Genomic DNA, 14,941 nt, shown 5'->3' with positions numbered 1-14,941 from the left:
TCTTAAATCGATTAGAACAGCCGCGCGAGAAACGCCAGCGTCACGCGGTCGGCAGTTCGCCGACGCCACCGTTCTTCGCCGACCAGGCGAGCGGCGCGTCGAGGAAGCTTTCAACTTCCGACAGGGTGCGCGCGTCGAACAGCGATTGTTCCCGGGCAACTGCCAGGACCTCGCGCCAGGTTGCGATGTGGTGCAGCTTCACGCCGCCATTGGTGAACCGGGCATGGGCTTCCGGGAAGATGCCGTAGAAGAACAGCGCCATGCCGTGATCGACACGGCCGCCGGCTGCCCGGATGGCGTCGATGAAGGTGAACATGCTGCCACCGGCGGTCGTCAGGTCCTCGATCACCAGCACCCGCGCGCCGTCCGGCAGACTGCCCTCGATCTGGGCGTTGCGGCCGTGACCCTTCGGCTTCTTGCGCACATAGATCATCGGCAGGCCGAGACGATCGGCTAGCAGGGCGGCGAAGGGAATGCCCGCGGTTTCACCGCCGGCGATGCAGTCGAAGGCCTCGAAGCCGGCATCGCGGGTTATCGCCGAGGCGGCAAAGTCCATGACTGCCGAGCGGACGCGCGGATAGGACAGCAGCTTGCGGCAGTCGATATAGACCGGGCTCACCATGCCGGACGCCAGCTTGTAGGGCTGTTCGGCGTTGAAGTGGACGGCGCCGATTTCCCAGAGCATCTTGGCCATCAGCTCCGCCATCAGGGGCCGGTCCGGGTAAATCATTTGGATCATGTCGCTGCCTCCATCGTATCTGCCTCACGGCGCAATAGCAGCATCGGCGGACGGAGGCCAGAAGCGGAAGCGGCAGGCAGGCCTCAAGCAGCAGGTTTTCTCGGCAGCACAGGCGGCGGTGGCCGCCACGGTTGCGCCTGGTCCCGCCTCAGCGGATGGTGCGGGCTTTCGGGGCGTTTGCCGCAACCGCGTCCGGGGCCAGCTCGACACGGTTTCGGCCGTTGCGCTTGGCCACGTAAAGTGCGCCATCGGCCGCACTCAGCATGCTCTCGAAATCCTGACGGCCCTGGGAGGCGTAGGCGATCCCGACGCTGACGGTGGCGCGGATGCTGTTGGTCTCCGACAGCGTCTCGCGCTCGGCGAAATTGCGGCGGATGCGCTCGGCCAGCCATTCGGCGTAGCCGGGGGCAGCGGTGCGCAGCACGGCGGCGAATTCCTCGCCCCCGAGACGGGCGGCCGTGGAGATGCCGACGGCATCCTTCAATTCGGCTGCAAGAACTCGGATCACTTCGTCGCCGGCGGCGTGGCCGTACTCGTCATTGATCGACTTGAACCGATCGATGTCGAGCACCATCACCGCCATCTCGCGGGTGAAGGTCTGCTTCTCGTGCAGTTCGAAGAGCGCCCGCCGGTTGAACAGGCCGGTCAGCGAATCGGTCTGCGCCTCGCGACGGTGAAATTCGGTCAGCCGCGCCTGATGGACCAGCAGCGACATTGCGCCGACACCGGTCATGCCGCCGATGCTGACGGCGATGTTGAGGTTTTCCGCCCAGTTGTCCGGCGCATGGCCGAGGACCCAGCTGCCATCGGCAACCAGCACGCCGCCGCACAGGACGAAGGACACGCCGGTCATGGCATAAAGGAGTGCCATCCCGACCAGCGGACCGACGGCCTCGGCGCGCGCATCCCAGTACTGCCAGGCGGTGCAAAACAGCAGGAACGCCGCCCATGCGTTGAGACTGATGAAGCCCAGCCCGTCATAACCGCCGAGCAAGGGAGCCGTGGTGAAGGCGATGGCGATGGCCGACCAGGCGACTGCGCGGCGGAGCGGCGGCTCGTTACGGCAGAACTGAACCGCCGCCGCGAAGATGGTGGCAAATCCGGTCAGCATCAGGCTGGTGCACACCGCGCCGATCACCGGGCGCGGGTACTCGGTGTAATAGGTATAGGAGAATATGCCGGGAACGATGAAGCCGAGACCGCAGGCCCAGGTGAGCAGGAACCCGTCGCGCCGCCGTGCCAGCCAGGTGCCGGTCAGGGTCACCAGCAGGCAAATCGCCGAGACCCCCAGCGAGATCAGCAGTGTTCGATAATCGAGTATCATGCCCGCCCCCGGACCGAATCCGCATGGCCCTGCCGTGGAATCTAGCTTGCAATCCTGTAGGATCGGTTACCTGTTCCAAAGATAATGGGCCGTTCGACGGACAGGATCAGCGCACCGCCCAGGTCAGCGGGAACATCGGATCGAAGACGGTGATCGCTCCCGCATCCGTGTCGATCTTCTCAGGGAAGGTGATCGGTTCGGCACGCTTCTCGAGGACGATGGTCTCTTCGTTCGCCGGAAGACCGTACCAGGCAGGACCGTTCAGCGAGGTGAAGGCTTCCAGGCGTTCGAGCGCGCCCTCCTCCTCGAACACATGCGCAAGGCAGCTCATGGTGTTGATCGAGGTGTAGATGCCAGCGCAGCCGCAGGCGCATTCCTTCAGCGGGTCCACATGCGGCGCCGAGTCGGTGCCGAGGAAGAAGCGCTTGTCGCCGGACGTCGCAGCCTTGCGCAATGCCTGGCGGTGATGCTCGCGCTTGGCGACCGGCAGGCAGTAGTAATGGGGACGGATGCCGCCGACCAGGATCGCATTGCGGTTGATGATCAGGTGGTGGGTGGTGATCGAGCCGGCGAGGTTTCTGTCCGCGCCAAGAATGTAATCGATACCATCCTTGGTCGTCACATGCTCCATGGTGATCTTCAGCTCCGGCAGCCGGCGGCGGATGACGTCGAGCTTCTCGTCGATGAACACGGCCTCGCGGTCGAAGATATCGACCTCCGGCGTCGTGACCTCGCCGTGGACGCAGAGAGGCAGGCCGATCTTCGCCATCCGCTCCAGAACCGGCATCGCCTTGTCGAGATCGCGCACGCCACCGTGCGAGTTGGTGGTGGCGCCGGCCGGATAGAGCTTGACGGCGGTGATCAGGCCGCTGGTCTTGCCCTCCTCCACGTCATCCGGATCCGTATGCTCGGTCAGATAAAGGGTCATCAGCGGCTCGAAGCTATCGCCGACCGGCACCGCCGCCATGATCCTTTCGCGGTAGGACCTCGCATCTGCGGTCGTGACGACCGGCGGAACGAGGTTCGGCATGATGATAGCGCGGGCAAAATGACGGGTCGTGTCGCCGATCACGCCGGAGAGAACAGCCCCGTCGCGCAGGTGCAGGTGCCAATCGTCGGGGCGGCGAATGCGAAGCGTGTTCATGTCAAGCTGTTCCGATGGCTGGATCTTTTCCCTCGCATAGCACCACCGAAGGAAATCCGACAACCGCAGTCGCGGCGATTTTTGGCGCGCCGAGGCCTATTGGCAAGCAGGGCCGCCCGGATCATCAAGTCGTGAAGATGAAGGCGCTGAGGAACCGTGTGCGGTTTCCTGCGTTCGTTAAACAAATCTAAAGATAAAACGCTGGAGAGAAGAATGAGACTGCGTTCTTCACAGATCAAGACTTTCGCCTTTGTGTGTGCAGGCACCGTTGTTTCGATGGGTGCCGTGCCGGTGTCCCCGAACGCCCGCGAGCCCGTGCAGATGGTGCTTGCTGCAGAAATGCAGGATCAGTGCGATCGGATGGCGGGCAGCCCCTACGATCAGAACCGTAACCCGGCCTATACCCCGGTGTCCATCGCCGAAATCGGCACGGAAGCCGTAACTGCCTGCCGCATTGCCTTCGAGGCGACCGGCAACCCACGTTACGCCTTCCAGCTCGGTCGCGCGCTGAACAAGACCGAGAAGGCCAACGAGGCTATGACGGCTTACGAATCCGCCGTCAAAGCCGATTATTCGGCCGCCAAGGTCAACCTCGGCATGCTTCTGGGTCGCCTTGGCGATACGGAAACCGAATTCAAGATGTACAGCGAAGCCGCCAACACCGGCAACACGCTGGCCGCCTACAATCTCGGCGTCGCCTATCGTGACGGTCTCGGCGTCGAGCCGGATCCGAAGCAGTCGCTGCACTGGTTCGAAGCAGCCGCTGCCGCTGGCGACGATACCGCCGCCTTCAACCTCGGCGCCATCTATGACGAAGGCGTCATGGTACCGGAAGACAACCAGATGGCCATCGCCTGGTACGACGTGGCTGCCAAGCGCGGCAACAAGGACGCGATGATCAATCTCGGCATCATGTACGAGGCCGGCGAAGGCATCAAGGCAAACCCCGAAGCCGCCGTCGAACTCTACGCCCAGGCTGCCAATCTCGGCGACAAGTTCGGCGCTGAGAAACTGAAGGAACTGGCTGACAAGGGCGTCACCCCTGCCCCGGCTCCGGAGGTATCGTCGGCCAGCGGCCTCGATATGCTGGTCCTCGGCCCGGGCGACGTCGAAGCACCTTCGACCTTGCGCGAGATCTGAGCCGCTTGACGATCCCGGCTGAGTGAACCTGCCGCAGCAGGCTCCCTCAGCCGGGAATGTCGCCAGCGGACGGGCCCCAGACGTCGGTCATGGCGAAACCGCCAGCCAGCGGATCGAATGGATCGAGCGCCACCGTCTGCTGCCCGAAGGTGAAGCCCCGGCCGCTGATGGTCGGGATGACCGCCGGCCGGCCGGCGATCTCCGTCACCGCCGCAAGACCCACCTGAAATTCCGAACCGATGATCGACCGGGACGTGAAGACGTCGCCGGTCTTTACGCGTCCGCGCGCATGAAGCGTGGCGAGATTGGCGGAGTTGCCGGTGCCGCAGGGTGAACGGTCGGCGCGGCCCGGCCACATGGTGGTGCAGGTGCGCACGGCGCCATCCGGATCGCGATCGCGGAACATCACATAGGCGACGCCCGATACCGCCGGGATCTCCGGATGGACAACAGGGAACGCCGCATTGACGGCCGCCTTCAGTTCCATGCCGGCCGCCACCAGTGCAGCAGCATTGTGCTTTTCGATCGTCAGGCCGATCTGGCCGACATCGACGAGCGCATAGAAGACACCGCCATAGGCGAGATCGAGCGTGATCCTGCCCCAGCGCGTGTCGAGCTGCACATCGAGTTCGTGAACGAAGGACGGCACCATGGTGAGTTCGACGCGCTCGCATCGTCCGTCGCGGCAGGTCGCCTTCGCCTTCACCAACCCGGCTGCTGTTTCCAGCGTAACGATGGTTTCCGGCTCGTGCATTTCGACCATGCCGGATTCGAGCAAAGCCGTCGTGACGCAGATCGAATTCGACCCCGAGCTTGCATGCGCCTGGTCCGGCTGCAGGATGATGAAGGCGGCATCCGCGTCAGGATGGCTTGGCGGCACTAGAAGATTGACCGAACCGATGGGATTTCCGCGCGGCTCGAGGCAGAGGAAACGGCGCAGTTCCTGGCCCTTCGGATCGCTGTTCAGCCAGGCGAGCTTGTCGGCAGTCGTAGCGCCCGGGATCTTCGGCACGCCACCGATTGCCACCTTGCCGATCTCGCCCTCGGCATGGACGTCCAGCAACTGCATCGTCCGTTTCCATCTCATGCCACTTGCACCTTTCGTCATTCCGCCGTGATTTGTGGACCTTATTGCGCAGCAGCATCGAAGGGAATCGGCCTTTTTCCTATTCGGAGCGAAATCTCGCCAGGAGAACCTTAAGCGTTTGCATTTTCCCGGCGCCTGCCGCATCACGAAAGCTTACGAGGAACGAGTGATGCTCGCGATTTTCGAAGAAGCGGCGCTCGCCGCCGGCCGGATCATCCTGGAAATCTATGCGCGCGGCTGTCCTGTCGAGACGAAGGCCGACCTGACGCCTGTCACAGAGGCCGACGTGGAGGCGGAGGCAGCGATACTGCGCATCGTCTCGACGAAGCTGCCGGGCATCCCGGTGATTGCCGAGGAGCAGGTTGCAGCCGGCATCGAGACCGACACCTCCGGCGGCCGGTTCCTGCTCATCGATCCGCTGGACGGCACCCGCGAATTCATCAGCCGAAACGGCGAGTTTACCGTCAACATCGCGCTCATCGAAAACGGGGTGCCAGTGGCCGGCATCGTCTACGCGCCGGTTCTGAAGGTGGCCTATTGCGGCGGACCGGATGGGGCCACGAAGCTCATCCTCGATGACCATCAGACCGTGCTGCAACGTCTGCCGATCACCGTGCGCACCGCGCTTCAGCCTCCGGTGGCGGTTGCCAGCCGATCCCATCAGGATCCCCATACGGCGGCCTTCCTTCAAAAGCTTGCGCCGGGCGGCTGCCGGCACATCGGTTCGTCGCTGAAATTCGGCCTGCTGGCCGAGGGCGTGGCCGACGCCTATCCCCGCTATAGCCGAACGATGGAGTGGGATACGGCAGCCGGCGATGCCGTGCTGCGGGCCGCCGGCGGCATGACGGAAACGGAAGACGGACATCCGCTCCTCTATGGAAAGCGGGGCCAGCCCGGCATGGCTGATTTCGCCAATCCCGCCTTCTTTGCCTGGGGCAGGCGGTAAGCTTTGCCTGGGGCAAGCGATAGGTCTTCAGACCGCGACCGAATGGCGTGCAGCGCCCTCACCGAAATAGCGGTCGAATCGTGAGGCGAAGGTCCGCACGAAGGGCTGGCCTTCAGGCAGGATCTCGAACCGGTCGCCGTCAAAGCGGATGAAGCCGTCCCGATCCTGTTGGTGGATCCGGGCAGAATCGACCCGCACGCCCTCCGCCGCCCGGCCGTATCGCTGCGTCAGCGTCTCGAGGGAAAAGCCGTAGCTGCACATCAGCGCCTCGATCGCATCGCCCACCGCCCGATCGACGTCGGTCAGCGCAAATCCCTTGGCAATCGGCAGACGACCCTCGCGGACGCAGCGAATGTAGGCTCCGGTCGCCTGGATGTTCTGCGCATAGCCGCCACCGATCCTGCCGATCGCCGAGGCGCCGAAGCCGATGAGGCTGGCAGCTCGATCGGCTGTGTAGCCCTGGAAGTTGCGGCGCACCGCGCGCTCTTCCAGGGCCTTCGCCAGGCTGTCCCCCGGCCTGGCGAAATGGTCGATGCCGACCGGCAGATAGCCCGCCTGCGTCAAATGCGCACCGATCTGCTGCAGCATGGCATACCGGGCCTCGACGCCGGCAAGCGCCCGCTCGTTGATCAGCGTCTGGTGCTTCTTCATCCACGGCACATGCGCATAGCCGAAGATGGCGAACCTGTCGGGCCGCATCGCCAGCGCCAGATCAAGCGTCCACCGCAGGCTGTCGGTCGTCTGGTGCGGCAGGCCATAGACGACATCCAAATTGATGCCGCCGACGTCGTATTTCCGTAGCAGTTCGACCACCTTCTGCGTCTGCTCGAAACTCTGCGGGCGGTTGATCGCCACCTGCACCGCCGGATCGAAATCCTGGACACCGACGCTTGCCCGCGTCATGCCGAAGTCGCGCCAGGCGGCGAGCTTGCCTTCATCCACGTAGCCGGGATCGATCTCGACGCTGATTTCCGCCGTCGGCTCGATACCGAAATGGCGATCGAGTGCCTGGCGCAGACGGAAGAGATCCGATGCCGAAAGGATCGTGGGGGAGCCGCCGCCGAAATGGATCGCACCGACGGACTTTCGCCCAGGAAGCTGCGCTGCGGTGAGCGCGATCTCATCCAGCAGTGCATCGACATAGGCTGCCACCGGTTCGTAGCGCAGCGTCTGCTTGGTGTGACAGCCGCAGTACCAGCAGAGCCGGTCGCAGAAAGGGATGTGGAGATAGAGAGAGAGTGGCTCCGGTTCCGTCTCTTGCGACAGCCACTGCGCGTATTCCCCCGAGCCGACACCGGCATGGAAGTGCGGCGCCGTCGGGTAGCTTGTGTAGCGCGGCACAGGCGCGGCGTAACGGCTGAGTAGGTCGGACATCGGGACTTCCTTTCGGAAAAAGCCCTAGGACCCCGAGATCCGAGCGTCCTTGATCGTGATCAATTCCGCCCTCCGCTGGCATCCGAGATCTGCCCAAACCCGAGGCACAAGGGCGATGCGCCCGTATCTCCGCAGCTGAAAAATTGACCATCCGATAAATTTTCTATCGCCGAAACGACTAACCCCTTGATTCCGCCCGCCCGCGCAGCTTGGCACGCCGATTGCGTTTCAACTGTCACAACAAGGGCAGGTGCCCGTACAGAGGGAGCATGAACATGGACATCGGCGTCTTCATCCCGATCGGCAACAATGGCTGGCTGCTTTCGGAAAACGCACCGCAGTACAAGCCGAGCTTCGCCCTGAACAAGGAAATCACCCTGAAGGCGGAGAGGTACGGCTTCGACTTCGCACTCTCGATGATCAAGCTGCGCGGCTTCGGCGGCAAGACCGAGTTCTGGGACTACAATCTTGAATCATTCACGCTGATGGCCGGGCTGGCCGCGGTGACCTCGAAGATCAAGCTGTTCGCCACGGCCGCGACGCTGATCATGCCGCCGGCAATCGTTGCGCGCATGGCGACGACGATCGATTCCATCTCCGATGGTCGCTTCGGCATCAACCTGATCACCGGCTGGCAGCGGCCGGAATACAGCCAGATGGGCCTGTGGCCCGGCGACGACTATTTTTCCGACCGCTACGAATACCTCAGCGAATACGCCACGGTGCTGAAGGACCTGCTGACGACGGGCCAGTCTGACCTCAAGGGCAAGCATTTCCAGATGGACGATTGCCGGATGAAGCCAATCCCGGAGGGCGACGTGAAGCTCATCTGCGCCGGCTCGTCGAATGCCGGCATGGATTTCTCCGCCACCTTCGCCGACTACAGCTTCTGCTTCGGCGTCGGCGTCAATACGCCCAAAGCCTTTGCGCCAACCAACGAGCGACTGATGGCGGCAACCGCCAAGACGGGCCGCGAGGTGCGCTCCTTCGTGCTGACCATGATAATCGCCGAGGAAACCACCGAAGAGGCCTTCGCAAAGTGGGAGCATTACAAGGCCGGTGCCGACCAGGATGCCATCAAATGGCTCGGCCTGCAGAGCGCCGTCGACACGAAGTCCGGCGCCGATACCAATGTGCGGCACATGGCCAACCCGGTATCGGCGGTCAACATCAACATGGGCACGCTGATCGGCTCCTATGGCGAGGTGGCCGCAATGCTGGATGAGATGAGCGAAGTTCCGGGCACCGGCGGCGTGATGCTGACCTTCGACGACTTTCTCGACGGCATCGAGAAGTTCGGCAAGCATGTGCAGCCGCGGATGAAGAGCCGCCAGCACATCACGTCGATGCTGGAGGCAGCCGAATGAGCGCGCCTGTGGTTGCCGGCTACCAGGCCCGGCCAGAACTTTCAGAGAGCGTGACGCTGCCGGCGCGTCCCGAGCCGATCAGCCTGAAGCCTTCCGAGACGGCGGTCGTCGTCGTCGATATGCAGAATGCCTATTCCACCGAAGGCGGCTATGTGGATCTCGCCGGCTTCGACATTTCCGGCGCCAAGGGCACCATCGCCAATATCGGCAAGACCCTCGACGCGGCGCGGGCGGCCGGTGTGCTTGTCGTCTACTTCCAGAACGGCTGGGACAAGGACTATGTGGAGGCCGGCGGCCCCGGCTCTCCCAACTGGCACAAGTCGAACGCGCTAAAGACCATGCGGGCGCGGCCGGAGCTTCAGGGACAGCTTCTGGCCAAGGGCACCTGGGATTATGCGATCGTCGATGCGCTGCAGCCGCAGCCGGGCGACATCCTGGTGCCGAAGACCCGTTACTCGGGCTTCTTCAACACCAACATGGACAGCGTGCTGCGCGCCCGCGGCATCCGCAATCTGGTGTTCGTCGGCATTGCCACCAATGTCTGCGTCGAAAGCTCGCTGCGCGATGCCTTCCACCTCGAATATTTCGGCGTGATGCTGGAGGATGCCACTCACCATCTAGGCCCTGACTTCATCCAGCAGGCGACCGTCTACAATGTCGAGAAATTCTTCGGCTGGGTCTCGACCGTCAATGATTTCCGCGGGGCGATCAGCCAGGCCGCACCTGCCGACATCGCGTCCGATGCCGCCGAATAAGCCATAGCCACAGGAGAGCTCACGCATGCCAAAAACCATCATCGTGCCTGAAGGCACGCAGAAGCCGATCGCTCCCTATTCGCCGGGGGCGCTCGCGGACGGCATTCTCTATGTGTCGGGAACCCTGCCCTTCGACAAAAACAACGACGTCGTGCATGTCGGCGATGCCGGAGCCCAGACGCGTCACGTGCTGGACGTCATCAAGTCGGTGATCGAGACCGCCGGCGGCACGATGGAAGATGTGACCATGAACCATATCTTCGTCACCGACTGGGCAAACTACCAGGCCGTGAACGCGGTCTATGCCGAATATTTCCCGGGCGACAAACCGGCGCGCTACTGCGTTCAGTGCGGCCTCGTCAAGCCGGACGCGCTGGTGGAGATCGCGACGGTCGCGCATATCGGCAAGAGGTAGGGGCGTCTGCCCCTCATCCGCCTGCCGGCACCTTCTCCCCGCTCGCGGGAGAAGGACTGAACGCGCAACCGCCCGCACCGATGGTTTCCCCGGCACCGGGGTAGCCATCCACTCTCCCCGTCTGCGGGGAGAGGGTTAGGGCAAACTGCAACCGGAAACATCATGCATTACGACATCCACGGCCTCACCTCATCTGACGCGCCGACCATCCTGCTCTCGTCGGGCCTCGGCGGCTCGGGCGCCTACTGGACGCCACAGATCGCATCCCTGGGTTCCCAATTCCGGGTCATCACCTATGACCATCGCGGCTGCGGCAGGACCGGCGGCGAGGTGCCGGAAGATAGTGGCATTGCCGCCATGGCCGACGACGTGCTGGAGATCGTCGAGACGCTGCAGCTCGGCCGTTTCCACTTCATCGGCCATGCATTGGGTGGGCTGATCGGCCTCGACATCGCGTTGCGCCGGCCGCAACTCATCGACAGGCTGGTTCTCGTCAATGCCTGGAGCAAGGCCGATCCGCATTCCGGCCGCTGCTTCGACACGCGCCTGGCGCTCCTCGACAATTCCGGCGTCGGGGCCTTCATCAAGGCACAGCCGCTATTCCTCTATCCGGCCTGGTGGATGAGCGACAATGCCGAGCGCATGGCGCAGGATGATCTTCACGGCGTGTCTCACTTCCAGGGCGCCACCAACGTCAAGCGGAGGATCGCGGCGCTGCGCGCCTTCGATGTCGACGACCGGCTCGCCGAAATCGACGCGCCGACGCTGGTGGTTGCGACACGGGACGACTTGCTCGTGCCCTATACGCGCTCGGTGCGGCTGGCGGACGGACTTCCCAATGCGGCCCTGTCGCTTTCGGAGAGTGGCGCGCATGCGGTCAACATCGTCCATCCCGAGGCCTTCAACCAGCGGGTGCTCGCCTTCCTGCAGGATGTCGGCGGCTAGGCCAGCGAAAATTTCGACCTTTTCCCTGATCCGTTCTCGGTGAATTGTGTAGACTGATCAGAATGATCGATCCGGAGACGATGCATGCCATCCAACACTGCCCCGCTGTCCGCCGACGAGGACCACCGCCAGGCGTTCCGCAATGCCATGTCGCGTCTTGGTGCGGCCGTGACCATCGTCACCACCGACGGACCCGGCGGCAGGGCCGGCTTTGCCGCCACCGCCGTCTGCAGCGTCTCCGACAGCCCGCCGACGCTGCTCGTCTGCCTCAACCGTGGTTCGTCAGCGCATCTGCCGGTTACCCGCAACGGCGTGGTCTGCGTCAACGTGTTGGCGGCCGAGCACGAACCGCTCAGCCGGCTGTTCGGCGGCAAGACGCCGGTCGAGGAGCGATTCGCGGGCGCTGCGTGGGAAGAAACGGCCACCGGCTGCTACAGGCTGGAAGGAGCGCTGACCTCGTTCGACTGCCGGATCAGCTCGATTGCCGACGGCAGCACCCATGAGGTGCTGTTTTGCGAAGTGGAGGCGATCCACACACGCGACGGCGGCCAGGGGCTGATCTATTTCGACCGCGGCTATCGGACCGTCTAAGGCGGTCGACTTAATAGAAAATACGTAAGCCAAGGCGCACCGTGGCCTAACCGTCGGCACATGTCGGTGTGCACGGCAGCGGCTGGCTTTGGCGTGAAATATCGGGAAAAGCTTCCCGTCGGATCAGACGCATCGTCGCGGCCGCGCTCCGGCGCAGGCCTGCCATCCGCCGTGACAACGGCATCAGATCGTCTGAGATGAAGAAGAAGAAGAAGAGAGTGGCGCACCCGAAGAGATTCGAACTCCTGACCCCCAGATTCGTAGTCTGTACGGTTTCGGCACTCTAAAACAGCTTTTCTGCAAAACAGTCTATTCTGTCGATACCAGAAAACAAGAGGTTAGCACCCCATCCGCAAAACGGTTTTTGGGGACTGGTCCACCCCCTGCATATCGAACCTTCGACCCCGTTGCAGGTCGGAAATGTAACCAGCTGCATCAAAATCTTAGTACGCCTGCCGGCATCGTCGGCGGGCTTTTAGCTATGGAGGATTCATGTCGCAGTGGATCGTGGACGAAACCGGGCTGACCGGAAACGACTATTACTGGATCGAGAAAAGCCGGCTGCTTGATCAGCGGGGCGACCTATACGAGTGGCCGATGCAGGTCTGCACTAAGACTTGGGTCGACTTCCGTGCCTTTTGTGTCGCGTTCGAAGACGCGCTCAAAGCCCACGGGAAGCGCTACAGCAAGAAGCGCCTTGCCGCCACACTGGAAGCTGCCCAGAGCCGGATCGACGAATGTGCCGAGTATGATGCCGTCGCAGTTGAGATGTTTCCCGAGAAAGCGGCTGCCGCACTACCGTGGTGGACAGCCACGGAGATGTTGCAGGTCGGAGACGAATGCAATCGTCGCAGAGCATTGCGCCATGCCGACTTTCCCATCTCGAAAGCAGCCTAAGTCATGAACGTCAAGAATATCAAAAGGACGAGACACGAGGTCTCGCCGAGCGGTTTCCGCACGCTTCTCCGGTTCGCATTCGAGCCCGTGGCCGGCGTGCTGATCTACGATTGCTCGCTCGTGCGTGCGCCGGATGGACGGCTTCTGGTCTACGGGCCGAAATCGCAGGCTGGTGCGCAGATGATTAGCCTGGCGCCTGACGTGCGCCGTGAACTTCTCGATATGATGGCCCATGAGGTAGGATTTGATGACGACGCATACCGCGCAGCTTAACCCGCAATCGATCGCCGCTGCCCTGGGCGGCAAAGCCACAGGGAACAGGATTTCAGCGCCGGCCCCGGGCCACAGCAAACGAGATAGGTCTCTTAGCGTCCTGATCGATCCGTCTGCGCCGGAGGGCTTTGTGGTCTACCCATGGGCCGGTGAGGAAGTGAACGTCGCACGAGACTATGTGCGCCGAACCGCGGGACTTCCTGAATGGACCCCAGATCGAAAAGAGCAAGCTGCCCCCACTGCGCATCTGAAGCTCGTCAAGACGGACGATGCGCCTAAGAAGTTCCATGACCGCCACATGATCCGCGATGGCTTCAAGCTGGTCGCGACCTATGACTACGCCTCTGCCGATGGCGAGTTGCTGTTTCAGGTCTTGCGGTACGAGCACGCGACAGAGCCGAAACAGTTCCTTCAGCGCCGACCAGATGGGAATTCCGGTTGGTTCTTCGGAAGGCTGGACCCGATTATTTACCGCTGGCCAGATATCGCTGCGCGCTCGTCGGACCCGATCTATATCGTCGAGGGCGAGAAGGATTGCGACCGCCTGGCCGATCTCGGCTTGCTCGCCACCACCGCCCCGAATGGCAGTTGGCCTGAAGACCTGTCGCCGCTCAAAGGACGAACCCTCTACGTCATTCCCGACAATGACGCGGCCGGCAACAGCAAGGCCGAGAAGATCATCGGATTGATGCAGGGCTTCGCAACGGTGCGCCGCGTTGAACTGCCGGACTTGCCCGACAAGGGCGATGTGAGCGACTGGCTGGACGCCGGCAACACCGTGGAGCAGTTGCAAGCCGTAGCGCGTGCGGCAAAACCGATTGCTGCGAACCAGAACCAGCGATTCACCATCGACTGGTTTGGCGACATCGAGGACTCACTTCCGAAGGAAACCTTCATCAAAGGCGTTCTCGGCGTCAACGAGTTCACGATGCTTTCGGGCAAGCCGGGGACAGGCAAGAGCGTTATCGTAACGGACATGGCCTGCCATGTTGCGGCCGGCATGGAATGGCACGGTCGGCGAGTTAAACAGGGCCTTGTCGTCTATATCGCTGCCGAGCGCAAAGACCTGACGAAACGTCGAATGCTTGCTTTCAGAAAGCGACACGGTGTCGGGCGCATTCCGCTTGTTGTTCTCGGCGGGCGGATCGATCTGACCAGCAGCGTGAAGGACGCCGAGGAACTTGCGGCGATCATAAAGCAGGCTGAGCTCGATTGCGGCCAGCCGTGCGTGTGGATCATCATCGATACGCTCACACGCGCTTTCGGTCCTGGAGACCAGAATGCCAGCAAGGATATGACCAAATTCATTCAGGCGTGCGACACACTGCGTGAGGCTGTCACCGGCTCCCATCTCAAGGTGATCCATCACACTGGATGGGCAGGCGACCGAGGCAAGGGTGCTATCGATCTGGACGGCGCTGTTGATGCCTCTTTCATGGTCAAGAAAGAAGCCGGCGCTTACGTGCTCGAATGCGATGGCACCAATGACGGCGACGAGGGCGTGATCACGCATTTCCGTATGGAGGGCGTGCAAGTCGGTGTTGACGAAGACGGCGAGCCAACAATGGCACCTGTCGTTATACCAGCCGATGGAAAGACCGCAGGCGAGCATCTCGTTGCGAGTATGTCGAAGCACAACACAAAGGCCTTTGACGTGCTCGCGGACCTATGTGGCGACACTGGCGAGCACGTTGCTGAAGATAGCTGGCGAGCCAGCTTCTATGCAGCCTATCCCGGCGATAAGACAAGCGCGTTGAAGGTCCGCTTCCAGCGTGTTCGCAAGCATCTTATCGAAGCCGGAACCGTGTTTCACAATGACGGGATGTACTGGGTTTCAAGCGGAACATAGGGGAACATGTTCCGCCTTGTTCCGCTGTTCCGTTTTAGCATGAGCACCAACATTTGGCGGAACAGACGGAACACACCCTTTAGGGTGTTCCGCTT

Annotated in this window: 15 protein-coding genes; 10 read left to right on the top strand and 5 right to left on the bottom strand. The window is 62.4% G+C overall.

Going from position 1 to position 14,941, the window contains the following annotated elements; genetic code table 11:
* Positions 1 to 40 precede the first annotated feature (40 nt).
* The 3 genes from ACR65N_RS17735 to pyrC form a co-directional block, all read right to left on the bottom strand.
* On the bottom strand, positions 41 to 739 hold the full coding sequence (locus tag ACR65N_RS17735; RefSeq protein ID WP_440458072.1) for an orotate phosphoribosyltransferase: 699 nt from the start codon (positions 737 to 739) through the stop codon (positions 41 to 43).
* Positions 740 to 887: 148 nt separating this feature from the next.
* Entirely contained in the window at positions 888 to 2,063 is a 1,176-nt protein-coding gene (locus tag ACR65N_RS17730; protein WP_440458071.1) for a GGDEF domain-containing protein, read from the bottom strand.
* 106 nt (positions 2,064 to 2,169) lie between these two features.
* A complete protein-coding gene (gene pyrC / locus ACR65N_RS17725; RefSeq protein ID WP_440458070.1) occupies positions 2,170 to 3,207 on the bottom strand; it encodes a dihydroorotase in 1,038 nt (345 codons plus the stop codon).
* Between the two features lie 213 nt (positions 3,208 to 3,420).
* Between pyrC and ACR65N_RS17720 the strand changes: the two genes are divergently transcribed.
* A complete protein-coding gene (locus ACR65N_RS17720; protein WP_430306070.1) occupies positions 3,421 to 4,347 on the top strand; it encodes a tetratricopeptide repeat protein in 927 nt (308 codons plus the stop codon).
* A gap of 46 nt (positions 4,348 to 4,393) precedes the next feature.
* On the opposite strand, the gene ACR65N_RS17715 is transcribed toward ACR65N_RS17720, so the two are convergent.
* Entirely contained in the window at positions 4,394 to 5,434 is a 1,041-nt protein-coding gene (locus ACR65N_RS17715) for a proline racemase family protein (protein WP_440458069.1), read from the bottom strand.
* Between the two features lie 169 nt (positions 5,435 to 5,603).
* On the opposite strand from ACR65N_RS17715, the gene cysQ reads away from it, so the two are divergent.
* Positions 5,604 to 6,380, top strand: coding sequence for a 3'(2'),5'-bisphosphate nucleotidase CysQ (gene cysQ, locus ACR65N_RS17710; RefSeq protein WP_440458068.1), 777 nt, complete (start codon positions 5,604 to 5,606; stop codon positions 6,378 to 6,380).
* 27 nt (positions 6,381 to 6,407) lie between these two features.
* On the opposite strand, the gene hemN is transcribed toward cysQ, so the two are convergent.
* Positions 6,408 to 7,754 carry an oxygen-independent coproporphyrinogen III oxidase gene (hemN, locus tag ACR65N_RS17705; RefSeq protein WP_440458067.1) on the bottom strand — a complete coding sequence of 449 codons (1,347 nt, stop codon included), beginning with the start codon at positions 7,752 to 7,754 and terminating at the stop codon, positions 6,408 to 6,410.
* 275 nt (positions 7,755 to 8,029) lie between these two features.
* On the opposite strand from hemN, the gene rutA reads away from it, so the two are divergent.
* From rutA to ACR65N_RS17665, 8 genes are all read left to right on the top strand, one after another.
* Positions 8,030 to 9,121, top strand: a complete 1,092-nt coding sequence (gene rutA / locus ACR65N_RS17700; protein WP_440458133.1) for a pyrimidine utilization protein A — start codon at positions 8,030 to 8,032, stop codon at positions 9,119 to 9,121.
* Positions 9,118 to 9,876, top strand: a complete 759-nt coding sequence (rutB, locus tag ACR65N_RS17695; RefSeq protein WP_440458066.1) for a pyrimidine utilization protein B — start codon at positions 9,118 to 9,120, stop codon at positions 9,874 to 9,876. The genes rutA and rutB overlap by 4 nt, the downstream gene beginning before the upstream one ends.
* A 25-nt stretch (positions 9,877 to 9,901) precedes the next feature.
* Positions 9,902 to 10,291, top strand: coding sequence for a pyrimidine utilization protein C (gene rutC / locus ACR65N_RS17690; protein WP_430306075.1), 390 nt, complete (start codon positions 9,902 to 9,904; stop codon positions 10,289 to 10,291).
* A 159-nt stretch (positions 10,292 to 10,450) separates the two neighbouring features.
* Positions 10,451 to 11,236 carry a pyrimidine utilization protein D gene (gene rutD / locus ACR65N_RS17685; protein ID WP_440458132.1) on the top strand — a complete coding sequence of 262 codons (786 nt, stop codon included), beginning with the start codon at positions 10,451 to 10,453 and terminating at the stop codon, positions 11,234 to 11,236.
* 84 nt (positions 11,237 to 11,320) lie between these two features.
* A complete protein-coding gene (locus ACR65N_RS17680) occupies positions 11,321 to 11,827 on the top strand; it encodes a flavin reductase (protein ID WP_440458065.1) in 507 nt (168 codons plus the stop codon).
* Between the two features lie 492 nt (positions 11,828 to 12,319).
* On the top strand, positions 12,320 to 12,724 hold the full coding sequence (locus ACR65N_RS17675; protein ID WP_440458064.1) for a hypothetical protein: 405 nt from the start codon (positions 12,320 to 12,322) through the stop codon (positions 12,722 to 12,724).
* Between the two features lie 3 nt (positions 12,725 to 12,727).
* A complete protein-coding gene (locus tag ACR65N_RS17670; RefSeq protein WP_440458063.1) occupies positions 12,728 to 12,997 on the top strand; it encodes a hypothetical protein in 270 nt (89 codons plus the stop codon).
* Positions 12,972 to 14,846 carry an AAA family ATPase gene (locus ACR65N_RS17665; RefSeq protein ID WP_440458062.1) on the top strand — a complete coding sequence of 625 codons (1,875 nt, stop codon included), beginning with the start codon at positions 12,972 to 12,974 and terminating at the stop codon, positions 14,844 to 14,846. Before ACR65N_RS17670 ends, ACR65N_RS17665 begins: the two co-directional genes overlap by 26 nt.
* The last annotated feature ends 95 nt before the right edge of the window (positions 14,847 to 14,941 follow it).

It is taken from the genome of Rhizobium sp. SAFR-030 (assembly GCF_059415005.1).
This window is presented reverse-complemented; position numbering and strand designations above follow the sequence as displayed.